Source organism: Proteus alimentorum (assembly GCF_002607735.1).
Classification (GTDB): domain Bacteria; phylum Pseudomonadota; class Gammaproteobacteria; order Enterobacterales; family Enterobacteriaceae; genus Proteus; species Proteus alimentorum.
The window spans coordinates 193,580-215,099 of sequence record NZ_NBVR01000026.1; the positions used below are offsets into that span (position 1 = coordinate 193,580).

Below are 21,520 nucleotides of genomic sequence, written 5' to 3' on the forward strand. Positions count from 1 at the left end.
AACGCCTATTGAAATTGAGTCTGATAACTCAATTAAAATTCCAGTAAAATGAAGATCATTTTCTATAATCCATAAAAGAGCGCATAAGCGCTCTTTTACTTTTTAGACTTCCTGTCGCTACGAATAAATGCTTATTTGTGTGTTAGTTAGAGTTTATTTATAGTAAAAAGCTTATCAGCAGTTCATTTTTTATTAAAAAACAAACCAAATAAAAACAAATAATTATTGTCAAAACGCCCTTCATATATCTCACTTTCCACATTCATTTACATTTAAACCATTTTATTCACCAAAAAATAAAGCTAAACACACATATTTTTAAAGAAACACGGAAAATTAAAACAAAATACAATTCCATTAACTTATTGATTTAAGAAAAATAAATTCTACAAATGGCGGTAAATTGAAATTAAATCTAATTTTTTAGATGAAGAGCACAATATTTGATAAAATCAACTTTATTTTATTGACCTGATTTACTCATACCTTTAAGTTATTCCCCACAACAAAATAAATGTAAATAATAGTTTACAACATGATGTCTTTTTAATTATTCAAATATTTTTCAGTTACAGGGAATTTTTTATGCAAATTTCATCCCGCAAGCTCCCCTTTTATCGTGTGTTATATATCCAAGTCATTATTGCTATCATTTTCGGTATTCTGTTAGGCCATTTTTACCCAGATATTGGCGAATCTTTCAAACCTTTAGGTGATGGATTTATCAAAATAGTAAAAATGATCATCGCGCCTGTTATTTTTCTAACCGTAGTGACAGGTATTGCGGGTATGAATAATATGAAAGCTGTCGGAAAAGTAGCAGGTAAATCGATGATTTACTTTCTTACATTTTCTACAATTGCACTTGTCATTGGATTAATCACTGCCAATATTATTCGTCCCGGTGACGGTTTAAATATCTCTCCTGAATCATTAGATAGTAGCCGAGTAGAAATGTATGTCACTCAGGCACACAGCGCTTCTCTTGTTGATTTTTTTATGAATATCATCCCTGATACTATCATTAGCCCATTAGTTAACGGTAATATCTTACAAGTATTGTTTGTTTCTGTGATTTTTGGCCTCGCATTGGCATCGATAGGCTCTCGAGGTGAACCTGTATTAAAATTCTTACAGCATCTTTGTGATCCAGTTTTTAAAATGGTCGGGATGCTAATGAAATTAGCACCTATTGGTGCCTTTGGTGCAATGGCTTTTACAATAGGCAAATATGGTATTTCTTCTATTGGCAATTTAATGTTGCTAGTAATTACCTTTTATTTAACAGCATTACTTTTTGTTTTAGTGGTTTTAGGCGCTGTTGCTAAATATAACAGTTTTTCTATTCTCTCTTTAATTAAATACATAAAAGATGAGCTCTGGCTCGTATTAGGTACCTCGTCATCTGAAGCCGCATTACCAACCTTAATGAGTAAAATGGAGCAACTGGGCTGTAAAAAATCAGTCGTTGGTTTAGTCATTCCTACGGGTTATTCCTTTAATCTTGATGGCACCAATATCTATATGACTATGGCGGCTTTATTTATTGCTCAAGCAACCGGCATTGAACTGTCGTTAACGGAGCAAATCACGTTGCTGTTTGTTGCCATGATTAGCTCAAAAGGTGCAGCGGGTGTCACTGGAGCAGGTTTTATTACCCTCGCTGCAACACTATCAGTTGTCCCCAGTGTTCCTGTTGCAGGTATGGCGCTTATCTTAGGTATCGACCGTTTTATGTCAGAGTGTCGTGCATTAACCAATATTGTTGGTAATGCTTGCGCTTGTATTGTTGTCGCTCGCTGGGAAAATGCCTTAGATAAAGAGAGAATGAACGCTGTTTTTAGTGGGAAAATTTCTAGAGAAGACTTTGATGATAATAATTTAGTCTCTGATAAGGCAAACGAAAAACCTCATTATGTAAAAGCCGCTGAGCACTAGATTAGACTATTTCTTAACTCAATAATAATAAATTTACTGCCCTGTTTTAATCTGTCGTGGTGATAATGATATGCTTGCTTCTTTATCTCAAACTCAAGAAATGGTTGATGCTATCAGTTCTGCTTCACTGTTGAATGTACCTTTTGCTCACACAGTGTTCACGAAGAAAAACCTCAATGGCTAAATAATATCTTTAATGATTTTTTAAATAATACTAATCCCGTTTAATATCAAAACATTAAATCTATAAAAAAGGTGCTCTATTTGAGCACCTTTTATTGTTATATTTCGATTAATATAACCGAATATTTACTCTTATTTATTCCATCCACTCAGTATGGAAAACGCCATCTTTATCAGTACGTTTATAAGTATGCGCACCAAAATAGTCACGTTGAGCTTGGATTAAATTTGCGGGTAATACTTCTGCACGATAACTATCGTAATAAGAAATAGCCGCAGAGAATGTTGGAGTAGGAATACCCGCTTGAACGCCATAACACACAACATCACGCAGAGCTTGTTGATAATCGTCAGCGATTTGTTTGAAATATGGTGCTAACAGCAGATTTGCAATGCTTGCATCTTCGTTATAAGCATCAGTGATTTTTTGCAGGAATTGAGCGCGAATAATACAACCCGCACGGAAAATCTTCGCGATTTCACCGTAGTTTAGATCCCAATTATATTCGTCTGATGCGGCTTTCAGTTGTTGGAAACCTTGAGCGTAAGAGACAATTTTACCTAAATACAGTGCGCGACGAACATTTTCAATAAAGGCTTTTTTATCACCCGTAAATGCTTTAGGTGCTGGGCCTGATAATACTTTAGATGCTGCAACACGTTGATCTTTTAATGAAGAGATATAACGAGCAAACACAGACTCAGTGATAAGTGTAACAGGAACACCTAAATCTAAAGAGCTTTGGCTTGTCCATTTACCTGTACCTTTGTTTGCCGCCTCATCAAGAATAACATCAACAAGGTATTTACCTTCATCATCTTTTTTGCGGAAGATATCAGCGGTAATTTCGATAAGGTAGCTACTTAATTCACCTTTATTCCATTCAGTAAAAGTCTCTGCAAGCTCTTCGTTAGTTAAACCTAAAGAGTGTTTTAATACGGAATACGCTTCTGCGATGAGTTGCATATCACCATATTCGATACCGTTGTGAACCATTTTTACATAGTGACCTGCGCCATCAGCGCCAATATAAGTCACACAAGGTTCACCTTCAGCAACAGCAGCAATCTTTTCAAGGATAGGTGCGACAAGTTCATAAGCTTCTTTTTGTCCACCCGGCATGATTGAAGGACCTTTTAATGCACCTTCTTCACCACCTGAGACACCCGTCCCAATAAAGTTGAAACCTTGCTCTGATAATTCACGATTACGGCGAATAGTATCTTTAAAGAAAGTATTTCCGCCATCAATAAGGATATCGCCCTTATCTAAATGAGGAGTCAATGCAGCAATTGTTTTATCTGTCGCTTCACCCGCTTTGACCATTAATAAAATACGGCGCGGTTTTTCTAACGAATCAACAAATTCTTCAATAGAATAATTCGGAACCAGTTTTTTACCTGGATTTTCAGTGATAACTTCGTTTGTTTTATCACTTGAGCGGTTGTAGATAGACACCGAATAACCACGGCTTTCAATATTAAGCGCAAGGTTACGTCCCATAACGGCCATACCAACCACGCCGATTTGCTGTTTTGACATGAAAATGACTCCCGTCTGAAAATATACCTGCCAGTTTCCAAGCACTGGCAATGTGTTAACCTGATCACATAGTAACTCACTCTCATCATTGGTGGTAGTTATTGATGCAATCGATATCGCACTCTTTCACGTAAAATGAAATTATTGCCTTTATATTGATAATAAATTATTGAAAAATTCCTGCAAATTGCTCATTATTCTCAAGTCGGCATATGCCGTCTTTATAGAAGGTAAAACAAACTGTATGGAATGGATCTTGGATCCGACAATCTGGGTAGGGCTCTCCACCCTAATTGTTCTCGAAATCGTACTTGGTATTGATAACCTTGTTTTTATTGCTATTCTGGCAGATAAACTCCCAGCAAAACTAAGAGATAAAGCACGTGTAACAGGCTTATTGTGTGCCCTTGTTATGCGGATTGTGTTGCTATTTAGCCTCTCTTGGCTTATCACTCTGACAAAACCTCTCATTACACTGTTTGATCATCCTTTCAGTGCAAGAGACTTAATTATGCTGCTCGGAGGGATATTCTTGCTGTTCAAAGCCACTATGGAGCTTAATGAACGGCTAGAAGGTAAAGATCATAACGAAGGGAAACAACGCAAAACGACCAGCTTTTGGTCTGTCGTTGCACAAATTATCGTGCTGGATGCGGTATTTTCGCTTGATTCAGTGATAACCGCTGTTGGTATGGTTGATCATTTAGGCGTTATGATTGCGGCTGTGACTATTGCAATGTTCTTGATGATCCTTGCAAGTAAGCCTCTAACAAATTTCGTCAATAACCACCCAACCATTGTTATCTTGTGTTTAAGCTTCTTGCTGATGATTGGTTTTGCATTAGTTGCCGAAGGCTTTGGCTACGCCATTCCAAAAGGTTACCTATATGCAGCGATTGGCTTCTCTATCATGATAGAAGTCTTTAATCAGCTCGCACAATTTAACCGTCGCCGTTTCTTATCTGCCTCTCGCTCTTTGCGTGAACGTACAGCAGAAGCGGTTCTACGCATTATTAATGGTAAGCCTGAATCTTCTGAATTAGATCCTCACACATCTGATTTAGTCTCCAGTTCAGAAGAAGTGTTTGATCCTCAAGAGCGCCAAATGATTGTGCGTGTGCTTGGTTTGAGCCAACGTAATGTTAACAGTATCATGACGTCTCGCCATGATGTTGAATATGTAGACTTAAATGCAACACAAGATGATATCCGCCAATTATTGGAAAAGGATCCTCACTCTCGCCTAGTGATCACTGATGAGCAATATAGTGATGAACCTGTCGGTGTGGTTAATGTTATTCAACTGCTGAATCAACAATTGCGTAATGAACCTCTAAACTTACGTTTATTGGTCACTCAACCTTTGATTTTCCCTGAAGGTTTATCCTTACTGCAAGCGTTAGAACAGTTCCGTAGTGCTCACACTCACTTCGCTTTTGTTGTAGATGAGTTTGGTTCAGTTGAAGGGATCGTGACGCTGACTGACGTTATGGAAACTATTGCGGGTAACTTACCTGTCAGCTCTGAAGAAAACGATTCACGCCATGATTTGGTTCAAAATGAAGACGGTTCATGGACTGTAAACGGTTTTACACCACTTGAAGACTTAGTGCTTTATATTCCAATCAAATTGGATGAAAAACGTGAGTATGAAACCTTAGCTGGCTTATTAATGGAGCATTTACAACGTGTTCCAACCGTTGGTGAGAAGATCCTTATTGATGGCATTGAATTTGAGCCATTAGAAGTGAATAACCATCGAATTAATAAAGTTCGAATTGTTGAGCCTAACACTGACGACAATGAGGGCGTGGACGAAGCGTAATCTCAATGAGGTCTTTAAATATCCGCCTTTATGGCGGATATTTTTTATCTGAAGATAATGCCTATTGGAAAATAATATGTATACCAATGTCAATGTTAAAATCATCTGGTTAACTTGCATTGAAGGAGGAAGACAATCACCACCTCCTTTAACTGGTTTTTATTATCCAACCACTCAACTACCTCATGAACCAAATAGCTGGAGCCTTGCGATTGAAATTATTCACACACAGCAAGAGCCTGAACATTGGATAAGTGAGGGCTATATGCAGTTTTTAGTTGAACATGCTCCTCATCACTTATTAGAAGAATTAGAAAAAATTGAAATTTATGAAGGTTCTAAAAAAGTCGCAGATGTTTTTATTCAATGTCAATAATCACTTTCTATACGCTTTTTAAGCAAATAAAAAAACGGGCTTTGTTTTAACACAAAGCCCACCAATAAAATTTAAAACAATAATTTTAGATTAATTCAATACGATAAAAATTAACCTAAAGTACTTGGTACAAGAATTTCTGTAGCAACAATCACAATAACAAGACCGACTAACACAGGTACAGAAACACGTTTCATCACTTCAAATGGTGAAATTTTTGCCATACCTGACACCGCAACCACAACACCAGAAACTGGCGATAAGGTACGGCCTAAGTTTGAAGCTTGTAACATTGGAATAGTTAAATAAGCTGGGTTAACACCCATATTGCTTGCTAAACGAGGAATTAATTCAACGAATGCATAGAATGGTGCGTTACCAGAGCCTGTGGTCATTGCCGCTAACATGGTAATTAATACTAGGGCAATCATCATTACAATCGCACCCGAACCTAATGACTGAGCACCTTCAATTAACGCATTGATAAAGCCAACCGTTGTTAAACCTTGAGCAAATACCCCGGCTGCAACTAATAACATCACAACTTGAGCAAATGCATCTGCCATACCACGGTAAGCAACTTCTAAACCTTCAAAAACTTGTTTTGCGCTAAAGCTACGAATAAATTCGATAACAGCCGCTAAAATCATGCAGATAATAATAATGGCAACAATATGAAGTTCTGGTAACCATTTACCATCAAACACGAGAACACCGATAATTGGCGTGAAAGGCAAAATCGCATAGAAACTTGGTGCGTGAGTTTTGATCTCATTTACATCTAACATTTCTGTTTCGATATGCTCTTTACGGTCAAGATAACGCTGCCAGAAGAAGTGAGCGATACACATACCAATAATTGCAGCAATAGAGATAGGCAATGTGGTTTTAAATGCAAAATCGATCAATGGCATTTGAGACGCTTCAGCAGCTAAAATAACATCACCTGATGTTGGCGCTAAAATAATAGAAGCTGGAGACGCACAGATTGCAGCGGCTGCGCCGCGGCTAATTCCCATATTCACCATAACAGGGAACAGCGTTGCCATTAATAACACACCTAAACCTGTTGCTGATGAAACAGCCAGTGACATCAGGCATGCAACAATATAAGCCGCGACCATCAGCAGATAAGGTGAGTTAATCATTTTCAGTGGGCGTGATGCTAATTTAACCACAACATCATTAGCACCGATATGTGTCATATAAGAAGCAAAACCACAAAGTATCATGATCATCATGCCTAAATCGCCACCACGGCTCATTAGTAGATTTTTCACATACTCAACAATATCGATTAAACCATAACCTGTCGCCGTTGCGCTTGCAGGTAAAACAGCCCTTCCCATAATAACGCTGATGATCAGTAATAACAGACCACCTGTCATTAATACACCCGTTGGAGAATAGCCTTTTACAATATAACGTCCAACACCTACAGCAACGAAGGCGCCGATAAGAATCTCAATCATTTATTTATCCTGTCTATAAAGTAGTCATTTATAAAATGAAGTTTTTTATTTTTATCATCATTTTTGCGTTTAGTGCGATTGACACACTCTGCCCAAAGGCAACGTTGCAGTGTATGACATATATCAAAAAAAACGACTATTTTTTTACATATATATAGCACGAATGCTTACTTTTCATTCAAAACATAAATTAAATGATAGATATAAAGCAAAAAGCACACAATTATCAAAATAGTGTGCTTTTATTAAGAATGTGATGAAGTTAAAAATCGTGAAATTAGATTTTCTTCAATAACTGATTAAGTGCTTTTACTTCGGGGCTTTCAGCATCTTGTTTATTTAACCAATTATCGATAGCTTGCTTGGCTTTTTGCTGTAATTGATCACGCAATAATTTTTCAATATTCAATTCATATTGAATAGCATTCCAATCCCCATAAAGCCTTAATGGAATTTCAATTTTAGCCAATTGACGGATAAATTCATTTTCTTTACCCCAACCTTTTTTGATATTAACGAGTAACATCACATCAAGATCATGGCGCTGAAGATCCACTTTGCCCTGCCCTTTAATTTGATAAGCCTCTGCTTGAGCATCAAGTGAATTAATGGTTACTTTCCCTTTTGGCGCTAACTTAAATTGAGCAATCACATTATCTGCTTGGGTATAACTTTCAATATCTTCAGGGTAAATCACTTTATCTGTCGCTTGCGCGACGGATTGCTGAATAACCTGTGGTACATTTAATCCCTGCATTTTAAATTGGCTAACAGAGGTATTAAGCGTGCCTTGCCAATAATGATAAAAAGCTTTTCGGTTATATCCCGCTCCTTCTAAATTCCCTTTTGCTGAAATTAATCCACTGAAGTTTTCAGGTTGATTAAAGACACGCAATAGTGGCTGTAATGGAATATTATTCATTGTGATGTCCATGCTGATATGCGCTGGCACAATGCTTGTAGAGATAACCGTTGGTAGTGAAAAATCACCTTGAAGGACTTGTCCTGTTAAGGTTTGAATATTCAGCGAATTAGGATTATTTAAAGCATCAAGTTTAAAATTATTGATCTCTAAATTTTTATAAAGAAGCTTATTCAGGGCTAATTTCAATGTAAATTCAATATTACTCCAATGTGTTAAATCATATTCTTTACTTTCAACAGTGACTGAAGTAATAACGGGTTTTGCCATAATGGTGGCATTTGGTGCGGGTGCCGCATGCGCTGTACTAAATAATGAAAATGCAGGAGGTATATGATTATCCGTCATTGGCGCTAATAATGCATTTTCTGATACATTAGCCGTTGCTAATTCTGGCAATAATGTATTTAAATTTAGCACATTACCTTTTAAATCAACTTGATAGCGAGTAGTATCCGCAAATTCCGCACTGATATTGCCTTGCAATTGGCTATCATTAGCCGTGAGATTTAAGTTATCAAGTGAAATTGTTCTCACACCCTCATTTCGGATCGTAAAATCTGAAGTTAAACTTCCTGCAATTCCATTTTCAGGGATCCCGACACCTGATAAAGCGTAATCTAACTGTGTAATATTACCTGTAACTTGGTAAGGATAGCGGTTCATGTCCGCGTCAGCGGCAACATTTAGCGTGATCTCGCGACGGTCACGATTCACTTTCGTACTCATCTCAAGACTAACTTGTTTTTTCTCGTCTGTTTTCAACGATAAATTAATATCACGTAAATTAAGTTGCTCACCGTCTTTCATTTGCCAAATAATTAAGCTATCTGAAATCCTTACTTTAGCGATATTCAACTGCCAATTATTGGCTCTAGGTTCGATAACAGGGTGAGAAATATCTCGAGGAGTAGAAGGTGGTGATATTTTAGGAATAGCCTTACTTTCAGGTGTTTGGCGAACTACAGCACCTTTAAGCATGACTTCTTTTACTTCAAGTTGATGAGAAAGTAGCGGTAATAACTCAACATCAAGACGCATATTATCGGCTGTAATTAAAGGCATTTCAGCACCAGGGGCTGTCAATGACATTTTACCACTGATAATGCTTAACTTTGGCCACACATGCCAACGCATATCATCTTGTAATGTGAGTTTATAACCGCTTTGTTTTTCAACCCTATCAATAAGATATCCACGGAAATCATTCGGGTTAATGAGTAAAACTAACGCTGTTAAGCCTGCCAAAATAACCACAAGCAAAATAGCCAGTGTTGTCAAAAACCTTTTCATATAATTACCCGCTTAGTGAACATGATAATGATGATTATAAAGATAGTTAATCTTCACTAATCCGACTACCAACTGCACCTTGTTGATTTTTATATTTTGCATCTTGACGACGATTATAAGGCCTATCAGCAGAACCCGACATAGGTTCAAAGCTTAATGCACCAATAACCATACCCGGTCTTAATGCAAGAGGAAGTTTACCTGAATTAAAAAATTCTAATACGATTTGTCCATGCCAGCCGGGATCAATACGATGAGCTGTGACATGCACCATTAAACCTAAACGGGCTAATGATGAGCGTCCATCTAACCATCCAACAACATTATCAGGCAAAGTGACTGACTCAAGTGTTACAGCTAACGCCAATTCACCAGGATGTAAGAAAAATGCCTCACCTTCTGGTAAAACAATTTCATCACTCATTACACGCTCTAGCGCAGCGTTCACTTCAGCCTTAGGGCCACTCAAATCAATATAAGCTGCAGTGTGGCCTTGGAAAACACGAAATTGATTTCCTAAGCAAACATCTGCTGTTGCGCCGTTAATTCGCTCGACGGGCGGGCGGGGTTCAATGACTAATTTACCTTCATCCAGCCACTGAATAATATCACGGTCGCATAATCGCATTTTATTTCCTTCTTCAAATTAAACAGGCAGTTTCATCATGCATGAAAGCTGCCCATAAATGAACCTATTATTCGCAGAACTGCCCAATTTTTGCTTTCAGAATATCAATCGCAACGCGATTTTTACCCCCTCTAGGGACAATAATATCGGCATATTGTTTAGAAGGTTCAATAAATTGGAAGAACATAGGACGAACGGTTTTATTATATTGTTCAATGACTGAGTCTAAGCTACGTCCACGTTCATTCACATCACGTTTAATTCTGCGCATTAAACAAATATCTAATGGCGTATCAACAAAGATAGAAAAATCCATCTCTTCACGTAGGCGTTTATCTGTTAATAACAAGATACCTTCAATGATAATAACTTTTTTAGGTTGAAAATGAATGGATTCTGTTTTGCGTGTGTGAGCAACGTAGTCGTACTGAGGGAGTTCAATGGCATTTCCTGCTTTTAGTTCACACAAATGCTGGTATAAAAGTGCGTGATCCATCGAATTAGGGTGGTCATAATTGACCTTATATCGTTCTTCCATCGTCAAATCACTTTGGTCACGATAATAACAATCTTCTGGTATCACACCGATATTATGATCACCTACTTGCGCTCTTAATTCGCGGTAAAGTGTACTTGCAATAAGACTTTTACCCGAAGCAGAGGCTCCAGCGATACCTACAATTGTGCACTGATGTGCTGTGTCAGCCATAATCAAAAACCTGGTTTGAAATAAAAAGAGGGATAACGTAATAATATGTAAATATTACGCTAGCGCAGATTATAGTTTTGAAATCACTCTGGTTCCAGCGTAAAACCAGAAATCTATTTGTTTTTTATCAAAAACAGCCGGAAATCGCCTGTAAAAAATGGAAAGCCAAGTGGCTCTCCATTTAAATCAGCAAATAATTCAACGTATTATTTTACTGTAATTACACTGCGCGGAAAGAAATTTCCGTTGGGATTGCATCACCATCCCAATACATTTGAGCAGATACTGTTGATGCGATTTCGCGATAAATATCAGCAAACTCGCCTTCAGGATCACGCATCACTGTTGGTTGCCCGCGGTCTAAGTCTTCACGTAAAGAGATATGAAGAGGAACTTGACCTAATAATTGGCAATGATACTTCTCTGCCAATTTCGCCGCCCCCCCCGTACCAAAGATAGGTTCAAGGTGACCACAGTTACTACAAATATGTGCGCTCATGTTTTCAATAATGCCTAATACAGGCACATTGACTTTCTTAAACATGACGATCCCTTTCATTGCATCCACCAGCGCAATATCTTGTGGTGTTGTTACCACAACCGCAGCGGTTACAGGGATATTTTGAGATAAGGTTAATTGGATATCACCTGTTCCCGGTGGCATATCGATAACCAGATAATCCAAGTCAGGCCACAGCGTATCTTGGAGCATTTGCATTAATGCTTTGCTCGCCATAGGACCACGCCATACCATGGCATTATCATCTGTGACTAAATAACCGATAGAGTTAGACGCTAAACCATAAGCCATAATTGGCGCCATATGTTGTCCATCAGGAGACGTTGGACGCTCCATTGTGGTACCCAACATATTCGGAATAGACGGCCCATAAATATCAGCATCAAGAATACCTACTTTAGCGCCTTCTTGTGCGAGCGCTAATGCAAGGTTAACTGCGGTACTTGATTTACCAACGCCACCTTTACCAGAGCTCACAGCAAGAATATTACGCACACCATTAACGCCTGGCAGATCATTTGCACGGCGTAAGGTTGAAATATTGTGCTTGAGTTTCCATTCAATGGCTTTTGCACCAGTGATGTTGCGAAGTTCAGCTGTTTTTTCTTCGATTAGCACTTGGAAAGGTTTTTTCCAAACAAACGGCATCACTAACTCGATATGAAGAACATCATCAATCATCGCACATTGATGTAATGCTTTTAGAGAAAGCAGATTACGTTTCAATGTCGGGTGTTCAAAAGTAGACAAGACACCTGAAACTTTTTCGTTCAGAATCTCAGGGGTGGTCTGCTCGGGGGATTTATCACTCATCCCGGCTCCTCTCGTTTTCATTATTTATTAAATATATGAGTGCATCTATCATATCAGATAGTAGATGACTACGATAATGCCTTACCTCAATTTGCCAACTGAAATTTCTCTTGCAAAAACTCGATTATTGCCCTAGCGACATCATGACGGATCGGTTAACATCAAAGTCCCTTTTATTAATTTTATGGAAGTAAGATCCTTACTATGTCTCACGTCGCGAATAAATTATTGGTAACCTGCGCGTTACCTTATGCTAACGGTTCAATTCATCTCGGTCATATCCTTGAGCACATTCAGGCAGATATCTGGGTCCGTTATCAACGAATGCGCGGCAAAGAAGTTCATTTCATCTGTGCTGACGATGCCCACGGCACGCCAATTATGCTCAAGGCACAACAACTAGGTATTACACCAGAAGCCATGATTGAAGAAATGAGCAAAGAGCATCAGCAGGATTTTGCTGGCTTCAATATCAGTTATGACAATTATCACTCTACACACAGTGAAGAGAGTCGCCAATTATCGACTAAAATTTATCTTGCACTGAAAAAAAATGGCCATATCAAAAGCAAAACCATTTCTCAGCTTTATGATGAAGAAAAAGGCATGTTTTTGCCTGATCGCTTTGTAAAAGGCACTTGCCCTAAATGTAAAGCGCAAGACCAATATGGTGATAACTGTGAAGTTTGTGGTTCAACTTACAGCCCAACAGAATTAATTAATCCACGCTCTGTTGTATCAGGCTCAACACCTGTTATGCGTGAAACTGAACACTATTTCTTCGACTTACCGGCATTTAGCAACATGTTACAAGCGTGGATCCGCTCTGGCGCGCTGCAAGAACAAGTTGCAAATAAAATGCAAGAGTGGTTTGACAGCGGTTTACAACAGTGGGATATCACTCGTGACGCACCTTATTTTGGGTTTGAAATCCCTGATGCGCCGGGTAAATATTTCTATGTATGGCTAGATGCGCCTATTGGCTACATGAGTTCATTCTTAAACTTATGTGAAAAACGTGGCGATTTAAGTTTCGACGAGTTTTGGAATAAAGACAGCAAAGCTGACCTTTATCACTTTATTGGTAAAGATATCGTCTATTTCCACAGCTTATTCTGGCCAGCCATGTTAGAAGGCAGCGAATATCGCAAACCAACAAACCTGTTTGTTCACGGTTATGTCACTGTAAATGGCGCGAAGATGTCAAAATCTCGTGGCACCTTTATTACAGCGCGCGCTTATCTTGATCATTTTGATGCAGATTGCCTGCGTTACTACTATGCAGCAAAACTTTCATCACGCATTGACGATATTGACCTAAACTTAGAAGACTTTGTTCAACGCGTAAATAGCGATATTGTGAATAAAGTCGTTAACCTTGCCTCACGTACAGCCGGCTTTATCAGCAAGCGTTTCGATGGCAAACTAGCGAATACTTTAGATGATGCTAAGCTTTATCAACACTTTGTTGATATGAAAGAAACTATCGCACAATCATTTGAAAATCGTGAGTTTGGTAAAGCGGTTCGTGAAATCATGGCATTAGCGGATGAAGCCAACCGCTATATTGATGAAAAAGCGCCATGGGTTGTAGCAAAACAAGAAGGTCAAGATGCACAGCTACAATCCATCTGTACTATGGGTATTAACTTATTCCGCGTACTGATGACTTATCTAAAACCCGTATTACCTTCATTAACAGAGCGGTCAGAAGCCTTTTTACAAACCCAATTAACATGGGATGCACTTGAACAACCGCTGTTAGGCCAAGAAATCACTAAATTTAAAGCATTGTTTAACCGCATTGAAATGGATAAAGCAAATGCAATGGTTGAAGCCTCTAAAAGCACCATTGCACCAGTGAAAGAAGTGACAGGCCCATTAGCGGATGATCCCATTCAAGAAACCATCAAATTTGATGATTTTGCGAAAATCGATATGCGTATCGCCGAAATTAAACAAGCTGATTTTGTGGAAGGATCAGACAAGTTACTGAAACTCATTTTGGACTTAGGCGGTGAAACTCGCCAAGTATTTTCTGGTATTCGTACTGCATACCCTGATCCGAAAGTATTAGAAGGCCGCTTAACGGTAATGGTGGCAAACTTAGCACCTCGTAAAATGCGTTTTGGTATTTCAGAAGGCATGGTAATGGCAGCAGGACCTGGCGATAAAGATATTTTCTTACTTAGCCCAGATACTGGTGCAAAACCGGGTCAGCAAGTGAAATAACACCCAAATTCATTTGCCAAATAAATAAGTGGCGAGGTTCTATAAGAGCCTCGCTCTTTTTTTATTGTGATCCGTAGCACACTTTCAAAATCGGTGTATGATAAATCTGTTAGTTGATTTAGGACACTTACTTATGAAATCTAAACGGGCACGAGTGCAAATTACACTCTGGCATTTTCTACGATCTTTTTTGATACTTTATCTTTGTCTTTTTGCAGGTAACCTGATTTCAGCCCTTTTGCCCTTTGCGGTTCCAGGCAGTATTGTCGGCTTACTTATCCTTTTTGGTTTACTTGCTTTCCAGCTTATTCCATTACGCTGGGTCAAACCGGGTGCCAATATTCTGTTAAAAAATATGACATTACTCTTTATTCCTATCGGGGTAGCCGTCATGAATTATTATGATTTATTAAGTCAACAACTCTTCCCGATTGTTTTAGCCTGTGTGGTCAGTACCTTTGGTGTAATGGCATTGGTTGCTTATTGTTCTCACTACGTTCATCGTGAACGTATTATTGTTGGCGCAAAGCCAGACCAAGTTGAAGATGTTGTTATAGCAAAAGAAAAAGACGACGATAACGCGTTAAGTGAGAAGAAAAAATGTTAGTATTGATGAATATTTGGTGGTCGCTTCCTCTCACCATAATCGTTTTTTATTTATCACGTAAACTTGCTGCTCGCTATAAATTACCAATATTAAACCCGTTACTTATTGGTATTGCGGTGATTATTCCCATTCTACTAATCACACATACACCTTATGAACACTATTTTGCGGGTAGTCGTATTTTAAATGATTTATTACAACCGGCGGTTGTCGCGCTTGCTATCCCACTTTATCAGCAACTTCACCAAATTCGCGCGCAGTGGAAATCATTAATTAGTATTTGCTTTATAGGAAGCATTGCTGCAATGGTCAGTGGTACGGCAATTGCCTTATGGGCAGGAGCAACACCAGAAATTGCTGCTTCAGTCTTACCTAAATCAGTGACAACGCCAATTGCAATGGCTGTCGCGGACTCCATAGGTGGTATTCCTGCAATCAGTGCTGCATGTGTTATTGCAGTAGGTATTTTAGGTGCCATTTTTGGTCATACTTTATTTAAGATACTGCGTATCCCTACTCACGCCTCTCGTGGTTTAGCAATGGGTACTGTATCTCACGCTGTGGGTACAGCAAGAGCAGCAGAAGTAGATTATATTGAAGGTGCTTACAGTTCATTGGCGTTAATGACCTGCGGGATTATTACTTCCCTTACAGCGCCATTTATCTTCCCTCTTATTTTGCATCTTTATAGTTGATACCTTTCTTACCCTCCATTCTTAAATCCTCGATTTAATTAAATTTATTTCGGGGATTTTTACTATAAATTTGAGATACATCTCTCAATTAATGAATTTGTTGCAATTGTTTCATTGAAAATATGATTTTCATCACATATAAGAATGGGTAAAGATGCCTAGAATCTTATAATACAGAAAGATTAATGGGAGACTCATGTATGCATACTCGTTTTCAGGCAATTTGGTCAGATTTATCCCCTCAGTTACAACAAGCACTTGCTCCTTATCTTGAGCAGGATGAATTCCCTGCAATGTTTACGGCAGAGCAGGTCAATGCCATAAAAACACAGTTACAATGTAATGATGATGCCTTAGCCCTAGCACTTTTACCCGTTGCTGCCGCTTGTGCTGTTGTACCAATCTCTAATTTTAAAGTTGGTGCCGTTGCGCATGGTGAAAGTGGTAATCTCTACTTCGGTGCCAATATGGAATTTGCTGGCGCCCCGCTACAACAAACTGTTCACGCTGAACAAAGTGCTGTGACTCACGCATGGTTACGTGGTGAATCTCGCTTAATTTCAGTTACCGTTAACTATACACCTTGCGGTCATTGTCGCCAGTTTATGAACGAGTTGAACAGCGGCACCCATATTCAAATTCAGTTACCGGGTAGAAAAATGGCCACATTAGGTGATTATTTACCGGATAGCTTTGGTCCGAAAGATCTCAATATCACCTCTTTATTAATGGACAAAGTTAATCACGGTTACAAGATTGATAATCCTAGTGAATTAGCACAACAGGCGCTGCAAGCAGCTAACCGTAGCCATGCACCTTATAGTGGATCGCACAGTGGTATTGCAGTTCAAATGAAAAATGGCAAAATTTTCCAAGGTAGCTACGCTGAAAATGCCGCGTTTAACCCAAGTTTACCGCCATTACAAGCAGCATTAATTTTATTAAATATGGCAGGTGAGTCTGTGATGGATATTGAATCTGCTGTCTTAATTGAAAAAGCAGAGACAATTTTAACGCAGTGGGATGCAACACAAGCAACATTAACTGCTTTAGGTTGTCGCCAAATGCAACGCATCACTTTGTAAAAAGTTTTAACTTATTCCGCTAAAAATCTCTCCTAAAAAAGCATCAGCATGTAAATTTTGCTGATGCTTACCAGAAAAAGTTGTAACAACCGTATCTATCTCTCATTTCTAAGCATAAAAATCATAAAAAAATAACATAAGCTGTACATATTTTTATTATTTTGTAGGATCTATAATTGTCATGTGACTAACTGCCTTACAAGAGTATTTTTCATGGAACTGGAACACGAAAGTAAACGCCCTCTCTACATCCCGTATGCAGGCCCAATCCTGCTTGAATTTCCCCTGTTAAATAAAGGTAGTGCTTTCAGCGAAGAAGAACGCAGCACCTTTAACTTACATGGTTTACTGCCTGAAGCAGTTGAAACCATCGAAGAGCAGGTTGAACGCGCTTATCGCCAATATCTTGATTTCAAAAACGATAACGACAAACATATTTACCTACGAAATATCCAAGATACCAATGAAACCCTGTTTTACCGTCTATTAGAATCTCACCTAACTGAAATGATGCCAATCATTTACACACCAACAGTGGGTGAAGCGTGTGAACATTTCTCTGATATTTATCGTCGTGCTCGCGGTTTATTTATCTCTTACCCTAACCGTGCCAATATCGACGATATGCTACAAAACGCCACTAAACAGAACGTAAAAGTCATTGTTGTAACAGATGGCGAACGTATTCTTGGTTTAGGTGACCAAGGCATCGGTGGTATGGGTATTCCTATTGGTAAGCTCTCTTTATATACCGCGTGTGGTGGTATTAGCCCAGCATACACACTGCCTGTTGTACTTGATGTGGGTACTAACAATCCACAACGCTTAAACGATCCTCTATATATGGGATGGCGTCATCCTCGTATTACAGGTGATGAATATAACGAGTTTGTTGATGAGTTTATCCAAGCGGTTAAACGTCGCTGGCCAAATGTTTTACTGCAATTTGAAGATTTCGCACAAAAAAATGCGATGCCTTTATTAAACCGTTATCGTGATGAGCTATGTTGCTTTAATGACGATATTCAAGGTACAGCGTCGGTCACTTTAGGTAGCCTAATTGCAGCAAGTCGTGCTGCGGGTCGCCAATTAAAAGACCAAACTGTCACTTTCTTAGGTGCAGGCTCTGCAGGTTGTGGTATTGCTGAGCAAATCATTGCCCAAATGAAATCTGAAGGTTTAAGTGATGAGCAAGCGCGTGAACGTATCTTTATGGTTGACCGTTTCGGCTTATTAACAGACAAACTGCCTAATTTACTTGATTTCCAAAGCAAACTTATCCAAAAAAGCGAAACCATTGCAGATTGGGAAACCGGAAGCGATGCGATTTCACTGTTAGAAGTGGTTAAGAATGCAAAACCAACTATTTTGATTGGGGTTTCAGGACAAGCAGGTTTATTCACTGAAGAAATTATTCGTGAAATGCACAAACACTGTGAACGTCCTATCGTAATGCCATTATCTAACCCAACGTCTCGTGTAGAAGCACGTCCTGAAGATATTATCAACTGGACTGATGGACAGGCCTTAGTGGCAACAGGTAGCCCATTTGCACCCGTTAAATACAAAGATAAAGAGTACCCAATTGCACAATGCAACAACTCTTATATCTTCCCAGGTATTGGATTAGGTGTTATCGCATGTGGTGCAAAACGTGTTACTGACGCCATGTTAATGGTAGCAAGTCGTGCATTAGCAGATTGTTCACCAATGGCAAAAGAGGGTGATGGTTCCCTGTTACCTTTACTGTCTGATATTCAGCAAGTTTCGCGTTATATCGCCAAACAAGTTGCAAAAGAAGCACAAGTACAAGGTGTTGCTACTGTGACTTCAGACTCTGCATTAGAAGAAGCCATTGAACGTAACTATTGGTCACCAGAGTACCGTATTTACAAAAGAACCTCGTTCTAAGTAGTTTGAAACACTAAGTACCATTCTGAAAAGCGCGTCATTACTTAATATGAGGCGCTTTTTTCTTGCTTCCCTATCCTTGCTCAAGTAGCCTTAAGCATTATGAAAGTCATTCGTTATTTGCGTCATTAAGGCAAGGACATGCTAAAACGCCTCATTTATCTCTTTCTTACACTTTTTATTCTATTTGCAGTCACCTTGATTGCCTGCGATCGCTGGATCGGATGGAAAACCAATCCTTATATCTTTGAAGATGTGGATACATTGCCCGCTAAAAAAGTGGGTATGGTGTTAGGGACATCAAAGTACTATACCAGCGGTTATATAAATCAGTTTTATCAATACCGCATCCAAGGTGCTGTTAATGCTTATAATAGTGGCAAAATTCAGTATTTATTACTCAGCGGTGATAATGCAAAACATAGCTATAATGAGCCGAATACAATGCGTAAAGATCTGATTAAAGCGGGCATTCCGGCCTCTCGTATTGTGATGGATTTTGCAGGCTTCAGAACACTTGATTCAGTAGTACGAACAAAAGAGGTATTTGGTACTGATGGATTTACCATTATTACTCAGCGTTTTCACTGTGAACGTGCTGTTTTTATCGCATTAGAAAAAGGAATTGATGCGCAATGCTTTGCCGTTGCATCCCCTAAAAGCATGTTTAAAGTACGCGTACGTGAAGTATTTGCCAGAGCAGGTGCAATGATTGATGTTTATATTCTAAACCGCGAACCACGCTTTTTAGGGCCACCAGAAACTATTCCCGCAATACAATCAATTCCTGAAGGCATTAAAGGTTATCCTGCGGTTTCACCGGAGGAAGTCGAATCACTTCCTCTGAATGAAAATAATCACGAAAAACCCTAAAAGAATTGGGCTAATTTCGAGGCTGATTTACGCCAGATCCACTCTATTGGCCCTTGTGGAAAATAACGTAGCCAAATTACAGCAAAAGCAATATTGATTGCCCAAATGACCGCAACAAAAGGCATCAGTTCAGGTAAAGTAAATTGATTAAATAGCCCCATATGCTGGAATAAATAAATACCGATAAGGCTTTGCATTAAATAGGTCGTTAACGCCATTTTGCCGACACAACGTAAAGCATAAGCAAAATAAGAGTGTTGAATAATATTCCAACTCCAATAAAACAGCGCAATATACCCCAAACTTTGCATCACTTGGATTAACATAGTTAAAGGTTGTGCCAAAATAGCCGCCCAGCGGTAATCCCAATCAAGATAATAATCCACCAGTACAATAACCGTTTGTAAGCTTAAACTTATCGTGAGGAAATAAAGTGCCACATGACCATAATGAGCGCGACTAAATTTCTGCTGCAACCAACCTGATGCCATTAATGCAGAACCCATCAACATCGCACCAAACAAAAACCAACTGTATTGACGTACTAGATTAAAAACAAAAAGACTTAACTCATTCAAACGATAATAAACACTATTTAAATAAGGCCCTGTTTTCCAATCTGATTCAGCCAATTGAGAGTATGGCGTGCTATACCAAACGGTATCAATAAAATCACGATAATAGTAAAACAACACACCTAAAATAAGTGCACCACAAAAATAGAGTATCGCTCCTAATATAAATTGGTGCTTTGTTGCTATTGACTTGATAAATGCAAAAACAAATAAACCACATATACTATATGGAAATAAAATATCACCTTCCCAAATAAATAATGTGTGAATAACACCAATCAATGCCAGTACAACTAACCGCGATACATTAAAACGTGTTCCTTTATACAAAAGAAGATAAAGCGAACCACCAAATAGCAGCGCAAAAATAAAGAGGAATTTGCCTTGAGCAAACAGATTTAATGCCATCCATGTTATACGATCACCAAAAGAGGCTTCTCCCGAATGTAATGGGTTAAATGAAGCCACTCTTAATAATGCAAAACCTGAAATATTGAGCAATAAAATGCCAAGGATCGCCATTCCTCTCAACGCATCAAGTGCTTCAATACGTTGATGAGACGATTCATTCATTTTTATTTAAAATCTCAAAGATGACGAACAGCGCGCAAAAACTCCTGACGCGTATTTTGACTCGATTTAAATAACCCGCCTAACGACGTTGTTGTTGTTGCACTCGTTGCATCGCGAATACCACGAGCTTTCACACAATAGTGAACCGCATCAATAGAAACCGCCACATTTTTTGTGCCGAGTAACGTTTGTAATGCAATAAGGATTTGCTGTGTTAAGCGTTCTTGAACTTGAGGGCGCTGAGCAAAGAATTGCACAATTCGATTAATCTTAGATAACCCAATGACTTTATCTTTCGGGATATAAGCCACAATGGCTTTACCATCAATAGTGACAAAGTGATGCTCGCAAGTGCTTGTTAATGTGATATCTCGTACTGTCACCATTTCATCAACTTGCATTTTATTTTCAATTAGCGTGATTTTTGGGAAGTTGTGGTAATCCAGCCCTGAGAAAATTTCATCAACATACATTTTAGCAATACGACGAGGCGTTTCAGCTAAACTATCGTCGCTTAAATCTAGATTTAACAGCTTCATCACTTCTGTCATATGATGTTCAATTTGCTGTTTGCTCTCACTTGGAGAGAGTTTTGGTTCACGAAGAGGCGTTTCCAAACCGCGTTCAACTAACGCAGCGTGCACCCATTGCGCCTCTTTACTTAATGATGACATTGGACTCTCCGATAAACACATTAATTAAGTAGTTGTTATTGCGCTTAGCAATAACAGCCTACACTTTAGATGA

General features: G+C 38.8%; 17 protein-coding genes. 9 read left to right on the top strand and 8 right to left on the bottom strand.

Features of this window, described 5'->3' with window-relative positions:
• Window positions 1–585 precede the first annotated feature (585 nt).
• On the top strand, window positions 586–1,938 hold the full coding sequence (locus B6258_RS09445; protein ID WP_099075046.1) for a dicarboxylate/amino acid:cation symporter: 1,353 nt from the start codon (window positions 586–588) through the stop codon (window positions 1,936–1,938).
• Between the two features lie 319 nt (window positions 1,939–2,257).
• Here B6258_RS09445 and gndA read toward each other — a convergent pair whose 3' ends face one another.
• A complete protein-coding gene (gene gndA, locus B6258_RS09450; protein WP_099075047.1) occupies window positions 2,258–3,664 on the bottom strand; it encodes an NADP-dependent phosphogluconate dehydrogenase in 1,407 nt (468 codons plus the stop codon).
• A 244-nt stretch (window positions 3,665–3,908) separates the two neighbouring features.
• Here gndA and B6258_RS09455 point away from each other — a divergent pair, with 244 nt between their 5' ends.
• Together B6258_RS09455 and B6258_RS09460 are read left to right on the top strand one after the other, a co-directional pair.
• A complete protein-coding gene (locus B6258_RS09455; protein ID WP_099075048.1) occupies window positions 3,909–5,489 on the top strand; it encodes a TerC family protein in 1,581 nt (526 codons plus the stop codon).
• Between the two features lie 76 nt (window positions 5,490–5,565).
• Complete coding sequence (locus tag B6258_RS09460; RefSeq protein WP_099075049.1) at window positions 5,566–5,865, top strand: hypothetical protein; 300 nt, start codon at window positions 5,566–5,568, stop codon at window positions 5,863–5,865.
• Between the two features lie 110 nt (window positions 5,866–5,975).
• On the opposite strand, the gene dcuC is transcribed toward B6258_RS09460, so the two are convergent.
• The 5 genes from dcuC to apbC all read right to left on the bottom strand — a co-directional run bounded on the left by dcuC (window position 5,976) and on the right by apbC (window position 12,222).
• Window positions 5,976–7,337, bottom strand: coding sequence for an anaerobic C4-dicarboxylate transporter DcuC (dcuC, locus tag B6258_RS09465; RefSeq protein WP_036912153.1), 1,362 nt, complete (start codon window positions 7,335–7,337; stop codon window positions 5,976–5,978).
• A gap of 277 nt (window positions 7,338–7,614) precedes the next feature.
• Window positions 7,615–9,552, bottom strand: a complete 1,938-nt coding sequence (gene asmA, locus B6258_RS09470; RefSeq protein WP_099075050.1) for an outer membrane assembly protein AsmA — start codon at window positions 9,550–9,552, stop codon at window positions 7,615–7,617.
• 46 nt (window positions 9,553–9,598) lie between these two features.
• Window positions 9,599–10,180: a dCTP deaminase gene (dcd, locus tag B6258_RS09475; protein WP_006537532.1), complete on the bottom strand. Its 582-nt coding sequence runs from the start codon at window positions 10,178–10,180 to the stop codon at window positions 9,599–9,601.
• Between the two features lie 67 nt (window positions 10,181–10,247).
• A complete protein-coding gene (udk, locus tag B6258_RS09480) occupies window positions 10,248–10,889 on the bottom strand; it encodes a uridine kinase (RefSeq protein WP_099075051.1) in 642 nt (213 codons plus the stop codon).
• 220 nt (window positions 10,890–11,109) lie between these two features.
• Window positions 11,110–12,222 (bottom strand): iron-sulfur cluster carrier protein ApbC, encoded by a 1,113-nt coding sequence (gene apbC / locus B6258_RS09485; protein WP_036912151.1) that lies wholly within the window; start codon window positions 12,220–12,222, stop codon window positions 11,110–11,112.
• Window positions 12,223–12,426: 204 nt separating this feature from the next.
• On the opposite strand from apbC, the gene metG reads away from it, so the two are divergent.
• The 6 genes from metG (at window position 12,427) to sanA (ending at window position 19,625) form a co-directional block, all read left to right on the top strand.
• The gene (gene metG, locus B6258_RS09490; protein ID WP_099075052.1) at window positions 12,427–14,454 is read left to right on the top strand and encodes a methionine--tRNA ligase; all 2,028 of its coding nucleotides are present in this window, start codon (window positions 12,427–12,429) and stop codon (window positions 14,452–14,454) included.
• Between the two features lie 133 nt (window positions 14,455–14,587).
• Complete coding sequence (locus tag B6258_RS09495; protein ID WP_099075053.1) at window positions 14,588–15,061, top strand: CidA/LrgA family protein; 474 nt, start codon at window positions 14,588–14,590, stop codon at window positions 15,059–15,061.
• Window positions 15,055–15,756 carry a CidB/LrgB family autolysis modulator gene (locus B6258_RS09500; protein WP_099075054.1) on the top strand — a complete coding sequence of 234 codons (702 nt, stop codon included), beginning with the start codon at window positions 15,055–15,057 and terminating at the stop codon, window positions 15,754–15,756. The genes B6258_RS09495 and B6258_RS09500 overlap by 7 nt, the downstream gene beginning before the upstream one ends.
• Before the next feature lie 200 nt (window positions 15,757–15,956).
• Entirely contained in the window at window positions 15,957–16,841 is an 885-nt protein-coding gene (gene cdd, locus B6258_RS09505; RefSeq protein WP_099075055.1) for a cytidine deaminase, read from the top strand.
• A 213-nt stretch (window positions 16,842–17,054) separates the two neighbouring features.
• On the top strand, window positions 17,055–18,752 hold the full coding sequence (locus B6258_RS09510; RefSeq protein ID WP_099075056.1) for an NAD-dependent malic enzyme: 1,698 nt from the start codon (window positions 17,055–17,057) through the stop codon (window positions 18,750–18,752).
• Window positions 18,753–18,893: 141 nt separating this feature from the next.
• A complete protein-coding gene (sanA, locus tag B6258_RS09515) occupies window positions 18,894–19,625 on the top strand; it encodes an outer membrane permeability protein SanA (protein WP_099075057.1) in 732 nt (243 codons plus the stop codon).
• Here the strand turns inward: sanA and yeiB are convergent.
• Together yeiB and folE are read right to left on the bottom strand one after the other, a co-directional pair.
• Window positions 19,622–20,773: a DUF418 domain-containing protein YeiB gene (gene yeiB, locus B6258_RS09520; protein ID WP_099075058.1), complete on the bottom strand. Its 1,152-nt coding sequence runs from the start codon at window positions 20,771–20,773 to the stop codon at window positions 19,622–19,624. The two genes, sanA and yeiB, sit on opposite strands and share 4 nt — an antisense overlap.
• A gap of 14 nt (window positions 20,774–20,787) precedes the next feature.
• On the bottom strand, window positions 20,788–21,447 hold the full coding sequence (gene folE, locus B6258_RS09525) for a GTP cyclohydrolase I FolE (RefSeq protein ID WP_023581251.1): 660 nt from the start codon (window positions 21,445–21,447) through the stop codon (window positions 20,788–20,790).
• Between the last annotated feature and the right edge of the window lie 73 nt (window positions 21,448–21,520).